This window comes from Nocardiopsis coralliicola (assembly GCF_054779695.1).
The window spans coordinates 18,778-34,422 of record NZ_BAAGXT010000029.1 but is presented as its reverse complement, the minus strand read 5'-3'; the positions used below and the strand labels follow the sequence as shown (position 1 = coordinate 34,422).

Annotated in this window: 13 protein-coding genes; all 13 read right to left on the bottom strand. The window is 75.7% G+C overall.

Features of this window, described 5'->3' with window-relative positions:
• Positions 1-11: 11 nt before the first annotated feature.
• The 13 genes from ACYVGT_RS18990 to ACYVGT_RS18930 all read right to left on the bottom strand — a co-directional run bounded on the left by ACYVGT_RS18990 (position 12) and on the right by ACYVGT_RS18930 (position 15,448).
• Positions 12-806, bottom strand: a complete 795-nt coding sequence (locus ACYVGT_RS18990) for an SDR family NAD(P)-dependent oxidoreductase (RefSeq protein WP_460860299.1) — start codon at positions 804-806, stop codon at positions 12-14.
• A 103-nt stretch (positions 807-909) separates the two neighbouring features.
• Positions 910-1,302, bottom strand: coding sequence for a peptidase inhibitor family I36 protein (locus ACYVGT_RS18985; RefSeq protein WP_460860222.1), 393 nt, complete (start codon positions 1,300-1,302; stop codon positions 910-912).
• An 89-nt stretch (positions 1,303-1,391) separates the two neighbouring features.
• The gene (locus tag ACYVGT_RS18980; RefSeq protein WP_460860220.1) at positions 1,392-2,978 is read right to left on the bottom strand and encodes a class I adenylate-forming enzyme family protein; all 1,587 of its coding nucleotides are present in this window, start codon (positions 2,976-2,978) and stop codon (positions 1,392-1,394) included.
• 260 nt (positions 2,979-3,238) lie between these two features.
• Positions 3,239-4,102, bottom strand: a complete 864-nt coding sequence (locus tag ACYVGT_RS18975; RefSeq protein WP_460860217.1) for an enoyl-CoA hydratase/isomerase family protein — start codon at positions 4,100-4,102, stop codon at positions 3,239-3,241.
• 105 nt (positions 4,103-4,207) lie between these two features.
• Positions 4,208-5,329 carry an acyl-CoA dehydrogenase family protein gene (locus ACYVGT_RS18970; protein ID WP_460860215.1) on the bottom strand — a complete coding sequence of 374 codons (1,122 nt, stop codon included), beginning with the start codon at positions 5,327-5,329 and terminating at the stop codon, positions 4,208-4,210.
• Positions 5,330-5,379: 50 nt separating this feature from the next.
• Positions 5,380-6,537, bottom strand: coding sequence for an acyl-CoA dehydrogenase family protein (locus ACYVGT_RS18965; RefSeq protein ID WP_460860213.1), 1,158 nt, complete (start codon positions 6,535-6,537; stop codon positions 5,380-5,382).
• A 142-nt stretch (positions 6,538-6,679) separates the two neighbouring features.
• Complete coding sequence (locus ACYVGT_RS18960) at positions 6,680-7,750, bottom strand: ABC transporter ATP-binding protein (protein ID WP_460860211.1); 1,071 nt, start codon at positions 7,748-7,750, stop codon at positions 6,680-6,682.
• The gene (locus tag ACYVGT_RS18955; RefSeq protein WP_460860209.1) at positions 7,747-8,835 is read right to left on the bottom strand and encodes an ABC transporter ATP-binding protein; all 1,089 of its coding nucleotides are present in this window, start codon (positions 8,833-8,835) and stop codon (positions 7,747-7,749) included. The genes ACYVGT_RS18960 and ACYVGT_RS18955 overlap by 4 nt, the downstream gene beginning before the upstream one ends.
• A gap of 7 nt (positions 8,836-8,842) precedes the next feature.
• Complete coding sequence (locus tag ACYVGT_RS18950) at positions 8,843-9,802, bottom strand: ABC transporter permease (protein WP_460860207.1); 960 nt, start codon at positions 9,800-9,802, stop codon at positions 8,843-8,845.
• Positions 9,799-10,743, bottom strand: a complete 945-nt coding sequence (locus tag ACYVGT_RS18945; protein WP_460860205.1) for an ABC transporter permease — start codon at positions 10,741-10,743, stop codon at positions 9,799-9,801. Before ACYVGT_RS18945 ends, ACYVGT_RS18950 begins: the two co-directional genes overlap by 4 nt.
• Before the next feature lie 103 nt (positions 10,744-10,846).
• On the bottom strand, positions 10,847-12,424 hold the full coding sequence (locus ACYVGT_RS18940) for an ABC transporter substrate-binding protein (RefSeq protein WP_460860203.1): 1,578 nt from the start codon (positions 12,422-12,424) through the stop codon (positions 10,847-10,849).
• A gap of 34 nt (positions 12,425-12,458) precedes the next feature.
• Complete coding sequence (locus ACYVGT_RS18935; RefSeq protein ID WP_460860202.1) at positions 12,459-13,196, bottom strand: enoyl-CoA hydratase-related protein; 738 nt, start codon at positions 13,194-13,196, stop codon at positions 12,459-12,461.
• Between the two features lie 125 nt (positions 13,197-13,321).
• On the bottom strand, positions 13,322-15,448 hold the full coding sequence (locus tag ACYVGT_RS18930; RefSeq protein ID WP_460860200.1) for an acetate--CoA ligase family protein: 2,127 nt from the start codon (positions 15,446-15,448) through the stop codon (positions 13,322-13,324).
• Positions 15,449-15,645 lie beyond the last annotated feature (197 nt).

Here is a 15,645-nt window from a genome sequence, read left to right as displayed (position 1 = left end):
CGCGGTGCGGTTCAGGGCAGGATCGAGTCGACGTAGCCGCCGTCGACGCGGAGGGCGCCGCCGGTCGTGGCCGAGGCCAGGGGCGACGACAGATAGGCGACCATGTTCGCGATCTCCTGCGGGTCGATGAGCCGCTGGATCAGCGACAGGGGGCGGTGCTCGCGCATGAAGGCGCGCTGGGCCTCCGGCCACGGCAGGTCCCGGTCGACCAGCGCGTACACGAAGTCCTCGACGCCGCCGGTGGCGGTCGGTCCGGCGATGACGGAGTTGACGGTCACGCCGGTGCCCGCGGCCTCCTTGGCGAAACCGCGGGTGAGGGAGAGCAGCGCCGTCTTGGTCATTCCGTAGTGGATCATCTCGGCCGGCACCACCACGGCGGAGTCGCTGGCGATGGCCAGCACCCGGCCCCACCCGGCACCGGTCATCCCGGGCAGGTAGGCGCGGGTGAGCCGCACGGCGGAGAGCACGTTCACCTCGAAGTAGCGGCGCCACTCGTCGTCGTCGATCTCCAGGGCCGGGCGGGGCCCGAACACGCCGAGGTTGTTCACCAGGATGTCGGCGTGCGGCACGGCGGCGGTGACCTGCTCCGCCCCCTCCGCGGTGGCGACGTCGCCGGCGGCTTCCAGCACGTCGGCCCCTGGCACGGCCGCGCGCAGCTCCGTGCAGGCGCCGCGCACCCGCTCGGCGGTGCGGCCGTTGACGGCGACGCGCGCGCCCGCCTCAGCCAGCCGGACCGCGATGGCCATCCCGATGCCCTGCGTGGATCCGGTGACCAGCGCCGTGCGCCCGGCCAGGTCGATCCCCAGCGCCATGCTGCCTCCTCCTGCCGCCCGGGACCGTCCCGCGGCCGCTGCAGCTGCGGGCTACCGCCGGGACCGCGGACTGCCGGGCCCGGCAGGCCGCGGCGCCTCAGCCGCCGAGGAGGTCGAACAGCCCCCCGGAGCCGTCGCTGGGCCGCGCCGAGCTGATCTCGTCGCGCCAGGACGGGGTGACGTCGCCGCGGCCGCCGGGCTGCGCCTGCACCTCGCCGCCGGCGTAGCCCGGCTGGGTGAAGACGGAGAAGGCCCGGTCGGACCGGTTCCAGGCCGACTCGGCGTCGTCGTCCATCCCCGCCAGCCGCAGGTCGGGGGCTCCGATCCCGGTGACCCCCACGACGCGGCCCTGCCCGCCGGAATCCGAGAACAGGCAGAACGCCCCCTCCGCACACCGCGCGTACCCCGCCGCGGCAGCCTCCGCGGGCGCCGCTCCCGCCGCGACCCCCGCCGCCACCGCAAGCGCCGCCGCCCGCTTCCCGTACCCCATGAGCCCCCCGTTTCCCCGGCGCCCCCGCGCCGGTCCAGCCCCATGCTCCCAGCGCACGGCCCCGGGCGCAGGGGTTTCCGATGGAGCCGTCAGTTGAGCACGGTGCGGTTCTCGGGCGGATCGTCCGCGGTGGCCTGCCTCTGGGCGTGCCACTGGCGCAGGGTGCGGCGGCACGGGTCGGCGGAGAAGGTGTAGGGGATGCGCTGCACGACGGCGGCCGAGGCGGGGGCGAGCCCTGGGCCCAGTGCCTTCTCCACCCGCCGCAGCAGGCCCTCGGTATCCGGTCGCGCGCCGGCCTCGTACACCAGCGCGGTGTGCAGCTCGGCCCCGTCGGAGCCCGAAACATCGAAGGTGGCGCTGTCCTGCACCTCCGGGTGTTCCTGGATCACCGCGTCGATCTCCGAGGGGAAGACGATCCGCCCGTTGACGGTCACGGCGTCCGCAGAACGGCCCAGCAGAACCAGGCGCCCGTCCTCGTCCAGGTGCCCGACGTCGCCGGTGTCGAGCCAACCGTCGCGGAGCACCCGGCCGGTCTCCTCCGGCCGGTTCAGGTACCCGTCCATGAGCCGGGGCGCGCGGACCCACACCCGCCCGCGTGCACGGGCGCCGTCGCCCTGTTCCGGGGCCGAGCGCTGGTCCTCGTCCGGACGGATCCGGATCTCCACTCCGGGCAGGGGCCGTCCGACGCTGCGTGCGGCCGTGTCGTTCCAGGGGGTGTAGTCCCGAGGGGACAGGACGCAGATGTTGCCGGCTTCGGTCTGGCCGTAGAGGGAGTGGACAACGGGCCCGAGCCGGTCCACCGCCCGGCGCAGCAGTGCCGGCGAGACCGCGCTTCCCGCAGTGATCACCGACGTCAGGGACGACAGGTCGGCTTCGGCGGACTCGGCGGCAGCCACCATCTCGGCGAGCTTGTGCACGGACAGGTACAGGTGCGTGATGCGCTCGGACGCCACGGTCGACAGCAGCTCCCCGACGCCGTGCTCGGGCAGGGTGTGCAACCGGTTGCCGGTGCCCAGGGCCGCGTCGGCCAGCGTATGCGGCAGCCCGGACAAGCGGTCGGTCAGGAGAAAGCGCGACGGGCCCCGGTGGGGGGTGAAGCACTCGCCGATCCAGGAGGGGCCGGAGGGCCGGGCCGGGGCGGGTGCGTAGGTCCGCACGATCACCTTGGGCCGCCCGGTCGTACCGCTGGTTGTCGAGATCCGGCAGGGGTCGCCGTGGCGTACCGATGCCGGGAAGGGGGCCCCGGAATGGCCGGAGGCCTGCGCGAACAGGTCCTGGGCCCACGCCGACGGGGACAGGGAGCACAGGTCCAGGCCGGGGGCCGCGGCCAGCGTGCGGATGGCGCCCGCGCCGGTTTGGTCGGGGTCGATGACCATCAGGCCGGCTCCGCACTCGGCCAGGAGGTCGGCCTGCTCCCGCGGGGACAGGGTGGCAGGCACGTCCAGGTGGGCCGCGCCGACGAGGCGGATGGCGAGGGTGAGGATGTACATCCGCGGGCTGACCCGGCCGGACAGGGCGACGGTCGTTCCGGCGCCGACCCCGCGGGCGAGCAGGGCACGGCCGGTCCGGTAGGCCTCCCGGCGCACGCGGCCCGCGGTGTAGGCCTCGCGGGGGTCACTGATCGCGATCCGGTCCGGGTCGTCCGCCAAGGCCTGCAGTACTCGTTCCACCACCATCGTCGCCCTTCCGCGTCGCGGGGCCCGCGCCGGGTGCGCGGGCCCACCGCAACCGCCCTGCCCGAGAACGCGGGCCGGCCCACCCGGACGCGCGGATCCGCTGGTGTCCGCGTCGGGACACCCGCCGGTTCGGGCGGGGCTGTCCCGCTCTGGGGGCGCCTTCACGCCGGCCGGCCCGCCGAAACGGGCCATCCGAAACGGATGCCCGCGCCAGTCCGGAGACGAGGCGGTCGCTGAAAGGCGCCGGCGGGGCGCAGAGGTCAGCGGGCCTCCCAGCGGGGCGGGCGCTTCTCCAGGAAGGCGGCGACGCCTTCGGCGGAGTCGCGGCTGGTGTAGGGGTTGGGGGTGGTATCGAGGCGGAGGGCCGCGGCCAGCGGGAGGGTGGCGCCGCGGGTGATGGCGGACTTGTAGCGCTGGACGGTGAGCGGGGCGTTGGCGGCGATGCGGCGGCACAGGCCGGCGGCCTCGGCGTGCAGGACGGCGTCGGGCACGACGCGGTTGACCAGGCCGATCCGGTGGGCTTCACCGGCACTGATGAGCTCGCCCGTGTAGAGGAGCTCGTAGGCGATGCCCTGCGGGATGAGGCGCGGCAGGACGTGCGCTCCGAAGTTGGCGCCCATACCCCGCTTGGCCTCGGGAAGGCCGATGCGGGCCGACTCCGCGGCGATCCGGACGTCGCAGGCGAGCGCCACCTCGCAGCCTCCGCCCGCGGCGGTGCCGTTCAGAGCGGCGACGACCGGCTTGCGGCACTCCAGGATCGCCTCGAAGGCGTTCTTGCGCTCGCCGCCCATCGGCATGGCGGCCATCCGCGCGGCGCGGTCCGGACCGGCGTTCTCCTTCAGGTCGATGCCCGCGGAGAACGCGCGGTCGCCGGCGCCGGTGATGAGCACCGCCCACACCCGGTCGTCCCGGCTGAGCGCGTCGAACACCCGGACCAGGTCGGCCATCGTGGCGGTGGCCAGCGCGTTCAGCCGCTCCGGCCGGTCCAGTACGACCGTGGCGACCCGGTCGGCCACCTCGATGACCAGCCCGCCCTCCGTCCGCTGCGGGCCGGGGACCGCTTCCGCCCCCCGGGCACCGGCCGCTCCCCTGCCTCCGCTGTCGGCCGCACCGCCGCCTGCCATACCGGCTCCCTTCGTCCTTCGTCCGCGGCGCCCGCCGGGCCGCCGCCCTGCTCTGCTTCTGCGCTGCGGCACGCTTGCGGCAAGGGGTGCCGCAGCGGGCCGCCGCTAGGACGGCACTCCGGCCGCGATGCGCGGCCAGAGGGCGTCGGGGCCGGCCGCGGCGACGCGGGCGCCCAGGTCGCGGCTCCAGTAGCCCTCGGAGCCGAACTCGTCGCGCCAGGCCCAGAGCCGCCGGGTGAGGCGGCCGAGCTCGTATTCGAGGGTCATGCCGATCGCGCCGTGCGCCTGGTGGGACGCGCGGGCCGCGTCGGTCGCCGACCGGCCGGCGGTGATCTTTGCGGCGGCCGCGTCGAACAGGTCGGCGGCGCCGGTGCCGGTGGTGAGCGCCGCCGCCTCGGCCGCGATGGCCGCGGACTGGGTCGCCTCGGCGACCCGCACCACGTGCCGCTGCACCGCCTGGAAGCGCGCCAGCGGCCGGCCGAACTGCTCGCGCACGGCGGTGTGCGCCACGGTCAGCTCGCTGACCCGCTCCAGCGCCCCGGCGATCGCCGCGGAGCGGGCCAGCGCGCCGCGGCGGAACAGCGCCGCGGCGTCCAGGCCGTCCGGGGCGGGTGCGGCGTCGGCGCCGGTGAGCGGAACCCCGTCGAGTTCCACGGTGTCGCGCGACTCCCCGGCCAGGTTGCGCCCCGGGCTGATGCGGGCGCCGCGGGAGTCCAGCGGGACCGACACCACCTGCGCGGTGCCGCCGCCGGAGTGCGGGTCGGGGACGGCGGCCACCAGCCGCTCGCTCTGCTCGGCCCACGGCACGCGGTCCAGCCGGCCGGAAACCCGCAGCCCGCCGGCACCGCGGTGGAGCTCCAGCCGCTGGGCTCCGGGACGGCCGGCGGGCACCGTGGCCGGACCGGCGGGGAGGTCGAGGCCGGCCGCCGCGAGCGCCCAGCCGGCGAGCAGGCCGGTCTCGGCGACCGGTGCGGCACCGGCGTGCCGGCCGAGCGCGTACAGCACGGCGCACGCCTCGGCCGCGCCGCCCCCCGAACCGCCGGCCTCTTCGGCGACCCCGACCAGGGTGAAGCCGGAGTCGGCGAGTGCGGTCCAGAGCGGCGCGTTCCAGCCGGCGCGCTCCTGCGCCGCGAGCGCCTCCGCATCGGATGCTGCGTGGTCGGCGAGGATCGCGCCGGCGGCGTCGGCGATCCCGGCGCGGTCCTCGCGGGTGGACGGGCTGGTCATGGGGGTCTCCCTTTCGTCAGCGGTGCGGGCGGACGGCAGCGCAGGGCGGGTCAGGCGCGGAGGGCCTTGGCGGCGATGGAGCGGAGGACCTCGGTGGTGCCGCCGCGCAGGGTGAAACTGGGGGCGGTGACGACGGCCTCGGCGAGCAGGGTGTGGAAGAGGTCCTCGCGGGCGGCGCCGCTGCCCGGCTCGGTCTCGGCCGCGGCCCGCAGCCGCTCGATGGCCTGCTGCTCGAACCGGGTTCCGATGTCCTTGACCAGGGCCGACTCCACGGCAGGCGCCGATCCGCGGTCGAGTGCGCGGGCCACCGACAGCGACAGCTGCCGCACGGTCCAGAACCGCGCGGTGATCTCGCCGACCGCGGCCTGCACCTCCGCCGCGGGCGCACCGCCGTCGCCGCTGCCGGCCCCGTAGGCGGCGAGGAAGTGCCGGAACAGCGTGAAGGCGCTGAGGAACCGGTCGGGGCCGGAGCGCTCATAGGCCAGTTCGGAGGTGACCTGGCGCCAGCCGGAGCCGAGCTCGCCGAGCACCATCGCGTCCGGAACGAACACGTCGTCGAGCACGACCTCGTTGAAGGAGTGCGCGCCGTTGAGGAACGGGATGGGCCGGATGTCCACGCCGGGCGCGCCGAGGTCGACGATGAGCTGGCTGAGGCCGCGGTGCCGGTCGCCGTCGGCGGGCGCGGTGCGGCACAGCACGGCGAAGTAGTGGTTGCGGTGGGCGCCGGTGGTCCACACCTTGGTGCCGTTCACCAGCCAGCCGCCGTCGGTGCGGGTGGCGCGGGTGCGCACCGAGGCGAGATCCGAGCCGGAGTCGGGTTCGGACATGCCCAGCGAGAACCAGCACTCGCCGGCGCAGATGCGCGGCAGGAAGAAGCGGCGCTGCTCCTCGGTGCCGAACTTGAGGATGGCCGGCGCGGTCTGCCGGTCGGCGACGAAGTGCGCACCGATGGGGGCGCCGGCGGCGAGCAGCTCCTCGGTGACGACGAACCGGTCGACGGTAGAGCGGCCGTGCCCGCCGTACTCCGGCGGTATCGCCATGCCGACCCAGCCGGCGGCGGCGAGCGCGCGGGAGAAGGCGGGGTCGTGTCCGGCGGCCATGCCGAGCCCGGGGACCCGGTCGCGGGGCAGCTCCCGGGCGAGGAAGGCGCGGACCTCGGCGCGCAGGTCCAGTTCCGCGCGGGTGAGCGGTGCGGCGGCGAATTCCATCAGTGCTCCGTGCTCTGTTCTGTGGCGCCGGGGCGCCGTCGTACCGCGGCGTGCGCCGCGACGGGGGCTCGGAAGGGATCGGGGGGATGCGGACACACCACCCGGCCGCCCCGCGGAGAGGCCCTGGCGGCGCTCACCGGTGCTACCCGGCCGGTCCGGCGTCCGGCGCGCCGCCGGACGGGGAGGGGCCGGCGGTGAGCAGGTGGCAGGCCGCGGTGCCGCCGCCGGGTACCGGGACCGGCACCGGAACCTGCCGGGCGCAGATGTCCATCGCCTCGGGGCAGCGGGTGCGGAAGGTGCAGCCGGACGGGGGCGCGGCCGGATCGGGCAGCTCGCCGCGGAGTGCCGAGCGGGCCGCGGTGCCGCGGCGCCGCGGGTCGGGCACCGGGATCGCGGACAGCAGGGCGCGGGTGTAGGGGTGGGCGGGCCGGGTGTAGACCCGCTCGGCGGAGCCCTCTTCGACGATGCGGCCCAGGTACATGACGGCCACCCGGTGCGCGATGTGCCGCACCACGGCGAGGTCGTGCGCGATGAACAGGTAGGACAGCCCGAACTCGCTGCGCAGGTCCTCCAGCAGGTTGATGACCTGGTTCTGGGTCGACACGTCCAGCGCCGACACCGCCTCGTCGCAGACCACCAGCCGCGGCCGGGTGGCCAGCGCGCGGGCGATGGCGACGCGCTGCCGCTGGCCGCCGGAGAACTCGTAGGGGTAGCGGTCGGCGTGCGCGGCGCGCAGCCCCACCGTCTCCAGCAGCTCGGTGATCCGCGGCCGCGCCTGCGCCGCCGTCAACCCGTCGTGCACCCGCAGCGGTTCGGCGATGCTGGCGGCGACCGTCGCCGAGGGGTCCAGGGAGGAGTAGGGGTCCTGGAACACCATCTGCATGTCGCGGCGGACCGCGCGGAGCTCCCCGCGGCCCAGTCCGGACAGCTCGCGGCCGTCCACCGTGACGCTGCCGCCGGCCAGTGGGACCAGCCGCAGCAGAGCGCGTCCGGTGGTGGATTTGCCCGAGCCCGACTCGCCGACCAGGCCGAGTGTCTCTCCGGCGGCGATGTCGAACCCGACGCCGTCCACGGCGCGCACGGTCCGCGCCCGGGCGAAGCCGCGCCGGGTGCGGAACCGGACGGACAGGTCGCGGGCCCGGACGAGCGGGCCGTCCGGGGCTCCGGGTGCTGCGGGTGCGGCGCTGCTGCCAGCGCCCGTCGCTGCGGTCATCGGATCCCTCGCAGTTCGATGGAGCCGCTGCGCGCGCAGCGGACGGAGCGGTCGGTGCCGCCGGCCGCGGCCAGCGGCACGGGTGCGGTGCAGGCGTCGGCGGCGTGCGGGCAGCGCGGCGCGAACCGGCAGCCCGGCGGCATCGCCCACGGCTCCGGCGTCGCCCCCGGGATCGACGCGAGCCGCCCGGATCCGGCGCTGCCGCCCACCTGCGGCATCGCGGTGAGCAGGCCGTCGGTGTAGGGGTGGCGGGGCTCGGTGAACAGCGGCGCGGCCGGCGACTCCTCCACGACCTGGCCGGCGTACATCACCGCCACCCGGTCGCACACTTCGGCGACGACGCCGAGGTCGTGGGTGATCAGCAGCAGCCCCATCCCCAGCTCCGCGCGCAGCGCGAGGAGCAGGTCGAGGATCTGCGCCTGGACGGTGACGTCGAGCGCGGTGGTGGGCTCGTCGGCGATGATCAGCTGCGGTTCGCAGACCAGCGCCATCGCGATCATGGCGCGCTGGCGCATCCCGCCGGAGAACTCGTGCGGGTAGTCGCGCAGCCGCCGCGCGGCGTTGGGGATACCGACGAGGTCCAGGACTTCGGCGGCCCGCCGCCGTGCCGCGGCCCGCGAGGCGCCGCGGTGCAGCCGGTAGGACTCGGCGATCTGGTCGCCGACGGTGAACGCGGGGTTGAGGCTGGTCATCGGCTCCTGGAAGATCATCGCGATCTCCGCGCCGCGCACCGCGCGCAGCCGCGCGGCGTCCGCGGCGGCGAGGTCTTCGCCGCGCAGCAGGATGCGGCCGCCGCTGCGCCGGCCGGGCGGCGAGGGCACCAGGCCCAGCACCGAGAGGCCGGTGACCGTCTTGCCGGATCCGGACTCGCCGACCAGCCCGACGGTCTCGCCGTCGCCGACAGTGAGCGAGACGCCGTCGACGACGGTGGCCCAGCCGCGGCCGGTGGCGAAGTCGACGCGCAGCTCTTCAACGGCGAGCAGCCCGGGCGCAGTCTCCCGGCCGCCGTCGGCCCCGGCGCCCTGCGGGCCTTCCTCGCGGCGGTGGCCGCCGCGGTACCGGGGTGTGGTGCTGTCTTCGGCCATGGCGGTGTCAGTCCCCTTTCCGGGTCTCGCGCCCGAAGGCGTCGCGCAGGCCGTCGCCGATGAGGTTGAAGGCGAGGGTGGTGGCGGCGATGGCCAGTCCCGGGAACCAGACGAGCTCGGGCGTCGTCCGGATCTCGGTGAAGCCGCGGCCGAGCAGGTTGCCCCAGCTGGGCGTCGGCGGCACCACGCCCAGGCCGAGGAGGCTGAGCGCCGCTTCGGCGAGCAGGGCCGCGGCCAGCAGGAGCGAGACCTGCACCAGCAGCGGCGACAGCACGTTGGGCAGGACGCGGCGCAGGATGATGGCGGGTGCGGGCGTGCCGATGCTGACCGAGGCTTCGACGTAGGTCTCCTGGCGCACCGCGAGTGCCCCGCCGCGCACCACCCGGAACAGCCGGGGCGCATAGACCACGCCGAGCGCCAGCATGGCGTTGGTCAGACCGGGCCCGGTCACCGCGATGATGGCGATGGCGAGGACGACGGCGGGGAAGGTGAGCAGCACGTCGGCGGCGCGGCCGAGCCCCCAGTCGGCCCAGCCGCCGAAGTAGCCGGCGACCAGGCCGAGCGGCACGCCGGCCGCGACGGCGATGCCCACCGCCGTCACCGCGGCGGCCAGCGAGACCCGGCCGGCGTACATCAGGCGGGTGAGGGTGTCGCGGCCGAGTGCGTCGGTGCCCAGCCAGTGCTCGGCCGAGGGCGCGGCGAGCCGGTTGGCGACGTCGATCTGCTCGGGGCGGAACGGCGCCAGGAGCGGCGCGCCGAGCGACGCCGCGACGATCACGGCGAGGACGGCGAGGGCGGCCAGGGCGAGGCGGTTGGCGGCGAAGCGGCGCAGGAACCGGGCCGCCGCACCGGGCCGCGGGGCGGTGCCGGCGGAGGCGCCGGCGGCGGGACCCGCCGGGCCGTCCGCGGGTGCGGTGCCGCCGCCGGCGGCGGGAGCGCCGGAGCGGGCGGGGGTGTCGTCGGTCATGTCTGCCTGATCCTCGGGTTGAAGTAGCCGTAGGAGACGTCGACGAGCAGGTTGATGAGCAGGATCATGGCGGCCGTGGTGAGCAGCACGCCCTGCACCATCGGCAGGTCGCGGGCGAACACCGACTGGAAGGCCAGCTGGCCCACGCCGGGCACGGCGAACAGCTGCTCGATGACCACGGTGCCGCCGATGAGCCGGTTGGCCTCCAGGCCGAACACCGTCACCACCGGCACCGCGGCGTTCTTCAGGGCGTGCTTGCCGACCACGCGCACCGGGGCGAGCCCCTTGGCGCGGGCGGTGCGCACGTAGTCCTCGTCCATCACCGATGCCAGCGCCGCGCGGGTCTGGCGGGCGATGACGGCGGCCGGGGCGACGGCCAGCGCGACGGCGGGCAGCACCAGATGGCGCAGCCACTCCCCCGCTCCGGCGCTGATCGGGCTGTAGCCGACCGCAGGCAGCAGCGGGACCTCGATGGCCAGCAGCAGGACCAGGATCATGCCGACCCAGAAGTAGGGGACGGCGACGCCGACGCTGGCGGTGACGGTGGCCGCGCGGTCGATCCAGGTGCCGGGGCGCAGGCCGGCCGCCGCGCCGGCGGCGACGCCGAGGACGGCCGCGATGAGCAGCGACAGCAGGGCCAGCGAGAGGGTGGCGGGCAGCCGGGAGAGGATCGCGGCCCCCACCGGCTCGCCGCTGAACAGCGAGGTGCCGAGGTCGCCCTGGACGGCGGCGGCCAGCCAGTGCGCGTACTGCACGAGGAAGGGGTCGTCCAGGCCGAGTTCGGCGCGGACCGCCGCGATCTGCTCCGGGGTCGGGTTCTCGCCGGCCAGCGCGACTGCCGGGTCGCCGGGGACGAGGTGGACGAGGGCGAAGACGAGGAGGCTCACGGTGAGCAGGAGCGGCGCGGTCATCAGGAGCCGGCGGGCGAGGAGCTGGATCACTGGGGCCTCCGGGGGCTGGGGCCTGTCCTTGGCTGCGGTAGGGATGCGGGCCGCGCCGGCTGCGCGGCGGGGCGCTCCGCAGGGTGCGCCCCGGGGCGCGGGCTCATCCGCTCGGCTCCATGCCGACGCCGCGGAACTGGCGGGACCCGTCGGCGTAGATCTCCATCCCCTTGACCTGGTCGTTCATCGCGAACGGCGTGGTCAGGTGGCAGAGGGAGATACTCGGGGCGACCTCGTCGGCGACCGCGGCGAACAGCTCGTCGTAGGCGCCGCTGCGCTCCTCGGGGGTGGCGCCGGCCATCGCCGCGTCGTTGAGCTCGGCGATCTCGGGGGTGCCCCAGCCGCCGGGGTTGTTGAAGCCGTCCTGGAGGAAGTAGGAGGAGGTGAGGATGCTGGGGTCGGCCTCGGCCTTCTGCTCGCTCAGGGACGCGTCGGCGGTCTGGTGCACCGAGAAGTTCTCGCCCATCGCGTCGATCTCGACGGGGCGGATCTCCATGGTGACGCCGATGTCGGCGAGGTTGGCCTGCACCACTTCGGCGATCTGCTGGTAGAGCTGGAGGTTGATCACCTCCAGCTCGAAACTGAAGCCCTCCGCCAGGCCGGCGTCGGCGAGCAGTGCCCGGGCCCGGTCGGGGTCGTAGGCGAAGTCGGCGGGGTCGACGGTGTCGCCGTGCGCGTAGTACCAGTCCGGGAAGGACTGGATGGCCGGTTCGCAGAAGCCGTCGGTCATGGCGGAGACGGATTCGCGGTCGATGGCGTGGTTGAGCGCCGCGCGCACCTCGCGGGAGGCGAACTCGGAACGCTCGGTGTTGAGGTTGAGGTTGTAGGCCGACAGGCTGGGCTGCTCGCACAGCACCAGGCCCTCCTCCTTCGCGGGCCCGTACATGCTGGCGCGGAGGAAGACGGCGTCGGCGGAGCCGGTGGCGACGGCGTTGAGCCGGGCGTTGTCGTCGCCGGAGATGAGGAAGACCATCTCGGCGGTGTTCTGCGCGTCCGGGTCCCAGTAGTCGTCGACGGCGGTGTAGACCACGCGGCTGCCGGAGACGTACTCGGTCATCTCGTAGGCGCCGGATCCGCCGGTGGGCGCGAGCCCCTGGCCCTCGTCGTCCATCACGGCGGGGCTCATCATCATCCCGGGCGCGCCGCCGAGCACGCCGACGAGCGCACCGGCGGCGCCGTCGGTGGTGAACACGACGGTGCCGTCGTCCTCGGCTTCGACTCCGGTGACGATGCGCAGCGCGTTCTCGTTGAAGGAGCCGGGCTCCTTGGCGCGCTCGATGTTGGCCACGACCGAGTCGGCGTCGAACGGCTCGCCGTCGTGGTACTCCCAGTCGCTGATCAGGTCCATCCGCAGCGTGTCACCGCCGTCGCCGACCTCCCAGTCCTCGGCGAGCATCGGCTGCGGCACGCCCTGCTCGTCGATGTGCACGAGGCTGTCGTAGACCGGGAACAGGTACATGAGGCTGTTGTTGGTGTTGATCGCGTCGGGGTCGAAGCTGGAGTTGCCGACGCTGTACATCCAGGTGAAGCTCTCGCTCTCGGCGACGTCGCCGGTGAGCGGCGGGCACTCCTCGGTACCGCTGCGCGGTACGGCCGCGGTGCCCTGGCCTCCGCCGGAGCAGCCGGCGGCCAGCACCAGCACGGCGCAGCCGAGGAGGGCGAGGGGGCGGTGCGATGGCATGGTCTCCTCCTTCGGGGTGCGGGAGGGCGCCGGGTCAGGGCCGGCTGCGGCGGCGCTGGGACCACATCTGCGTCGCGCGCTCGAAGTGCAGGGCGGCGTCCCAGCCGATACCGGGCGGGCCCAGCTCGGTGCGGAAGGAGCGGACCGCCTCGCGGGCCAGCTCCGGGTCGCGGGCGGCGCGGCGGGCCAGTGCCAGCGCCCGCTCCTCGACGCCGGCGTCGGGCAGGGCGTCCCAGGCCAGGCCGGCCTCGCGGGCGCGGGCGCCGTCCACCTCCTCGCTGAACAGGCCCATCGCGGCGGTGGCCTCGCGGCCGGCGGTGCGGCCGGCGATGGTGAAGAAGCCGCCGCCGGGGTGCAGGCCGATCCGGAGGAAGCCGGCGAGGATGCGGGCGTCGAGGGCGACGATGCGCAGGTCGGCGGCGAGCATCAGGTTGACGCCGGCGCCGACGGCGGCGCCGCGCACCGCGGCGATCGTCGGCACGCTCAGCTCGCCGAACCGCTTGAAGGAGCGGTAGACGGCGCCGGTGTCCTTGAAGGCGGCGTCCTCGGACTGGTCGCGGGAGGGATCCCAGGTGCGCCGGTCCGCGCCGGAGCAGAAGGTGCCGCCGGCGCCGCGCACGACGGCCGCGCCGATGGCGGGGTCGGCGTCGACGGTGTCGCAGTGCGCGGCGAGCTCGCGGCCCATGTCGGGGGTGAGGCCGTTCTTGACCTCGGGAGAGGTGACGGTGAAGACGGCGACGCCGTCCGCGGTCTCCAGGCTGACGTGTCCCACGGTGGGGCCTCTCTTCTCGTGCGGTGGGGCGGGGTCGGTTCCGGCTGCGGGCGCCGGGCGGGGGCCGGCGGGGCAGCGGTGCGCGCGGACGCAGCAGCCTGGCGCGGGTGCCGCGGGGGCGCCAGTCAGCCTGCGCGGACGAGGACGTCGACGGCGTGGGCGCCGCGGCCCCGCTCGGCGGCGATGAGGGGGTTGATCTCGAACTCGAAGGCGGCGGCGGGGTCCTGTGCGGCCAGCGCGGCGGCGGCGCGCGCGACGGCCGAGACCGCCGACGCCGCCGCGGCGGCGTCCGCGGGCGCCGCGCCGCGGTAGCCGTCCAGCAGCGGTGCGCCGCGCAGGGTTCCGATCAGCGCGGCGGCGCGCTCCGGGGTGACGGGCCCGGCCGCCGAGGCGGTGTCGCGGTAGAGCTCGGTGGTGACGCCGCCGATGCCGACGGTGACCACCGGCGGATAGCCGTCGCCGGCGCAGGTGGCGCCGACCAGCAGTTCGACTCCGGCGGGCGCGGTCTGCTGCACCAGCACGCCCTGGACGCCGCGCGCGCCGTGCCGGCGGGCGGTGTCCAGGAGTTCGGTGTGGACGGCGGCGGCTTCGGCGGCGCTGGCCACCCCGAGCCGCACCCCGCCGATGTCGGACTTGTGGTCCAGGCCGTCGGCCTGGAGCTTCAGCACCGCGGGGAAGCCGAGCCGCTCGGCAGCCGCCGCGGACTCCTCGGCGGTGGCGCACAGCTGCGCGGCGGGGCGGTGCACGCCGAGCGCATCGAGGACGGCGCCTCCGGCCCCGGCAGCGGCGTGCCCGGCGAGCGCGGCACGCAGCGCACCGGCTGCCGCGGCGGCGCCCGGATCCTCACCGGCCCCCGCCGCAGGGCCGCGGTCCGGTGCCGCGGAAGCCGCCGGCCCGTCGGCGAGTAGCGACACCGTGCGCATCAGCGCGGCGACCGAGCCGAACACCGGGGCGCCGGCGCTGCGGAACACCGCGCGCCCCGCGGCGGTCTGCTCGCGCCCGGCCAGCCAGGCGACCAGCAGCGGCGCCTCCAGGTCCGCGGCCGTCTCGGCGAGGTCGGCGGCGATGCGCTCGCCGGCCGCGCCGGTGACCATGGTGAGGACGACGGCGACGGCGTCCACGCCGGGGTCGGCGGCCACCGTGCGGCAGACCTCCCCGAGCGCGCGGTCGCCGCCTTCGCGGTTGAACAGCTGGGCGGTGACGTCGACCGGGTTGGCGAGCGCACCGAAGTCGGGGATGGCCGGCGCGAGCGCCTCCTGCGTGGCCGGTGTGAGCTCGGGCAGCGCCAGGCCGTGGTCGGTGCCGTGGTCGGCGGCGAGGCTGCCCGCGCCGCCGGAGGTGGTGACGACGCCGACCCTGCGCCCGGCGGGCCGGCCGTGCCGCAGCAGCACGGCCGCCACCGCGAGCAGTTCGTCGACGTCGTCCACCAGGACGACGCCGTGCTGCGCCGAGACGAGCCGGAACGCGGCATCGTCGCCGAGCATGGAGCCGGTGTGCGAGGCGGCGGCGCGGCGCCCCGCGTCGCTGCGCCCGGAGGAGAGCACGACGAGGCGGGTGCCGGCGGCGCGCGCGGCGGCGGCCAGCCGGGTGTAGGCGGCGCCGTCCGAGACCGCCTCGGCGTAGAGCATCAGTACCCGCACGGCGGGGTCGGCGACGAGGCCGGCGGCGATCTCGACGAGGTCGAGGTCGGCCTGGTTTCCGGTGCTGACCCAGGCGGTCAGGTCGAGGCCGGCTTCGCGGGCCAGGTCGAGGACGGACCCGCCGACCGCGCCGCTCTGGCCGACGTAGGCGGCGCCGCTGCCGTCGCCGAGCGGGGCGTCGGCCGCCGCGGTGAAAGTGGCGGCCATCCGGGTGGGGCCGTACAGCACGCCCTGGCAGTTGGGGCCGAGGACGCGGACGCCGGCTTCGCGGCCGGCGCGGACCAGCTCCTCCTGGAGCCGCGCCCCGTCCGGGCCGGTCTCGGCGAAGCCGGAGGCGAAGACGACGGCCGCGGCGGCGCCGGCGCGCCCGGCCTGGCGGACCACACCGGGTGCGCGGGCCGCGGGCACCAGGACGAGGACGAGGTCGACGGGGCCGGGCAGGTCGTCCAGTGACGGGTAGCAGCGGTACCCGCCGAGCTCGCTGTAGTGCGGGTTCACCGGGTACACATCGCCGGCGAAGCCCTGCTCGGCCAGGTAGCGCAGCGGACGGGAGCCGATGCTGGCTGCACGTCCCGACACACCCACCAGCGCAACAGCGCGCGGGGCGAGCATCCGCCGGAGCAGCGTGCGGGGATCAGGCTCGGGGGCAGAACCGGCAGGGCCGGCGGGCGGGGACGCGGGGTCGGCTACGGCATCGGCGGCATCGCGCACGTGCGCCTCCAGGGGGCGAGCAGTCCTGTGATGCGGGCCACTCTTCGGGGGGTGACGCGCCGATCAAAACTGAAGTTGAGGTCGATGTCAATAACCCG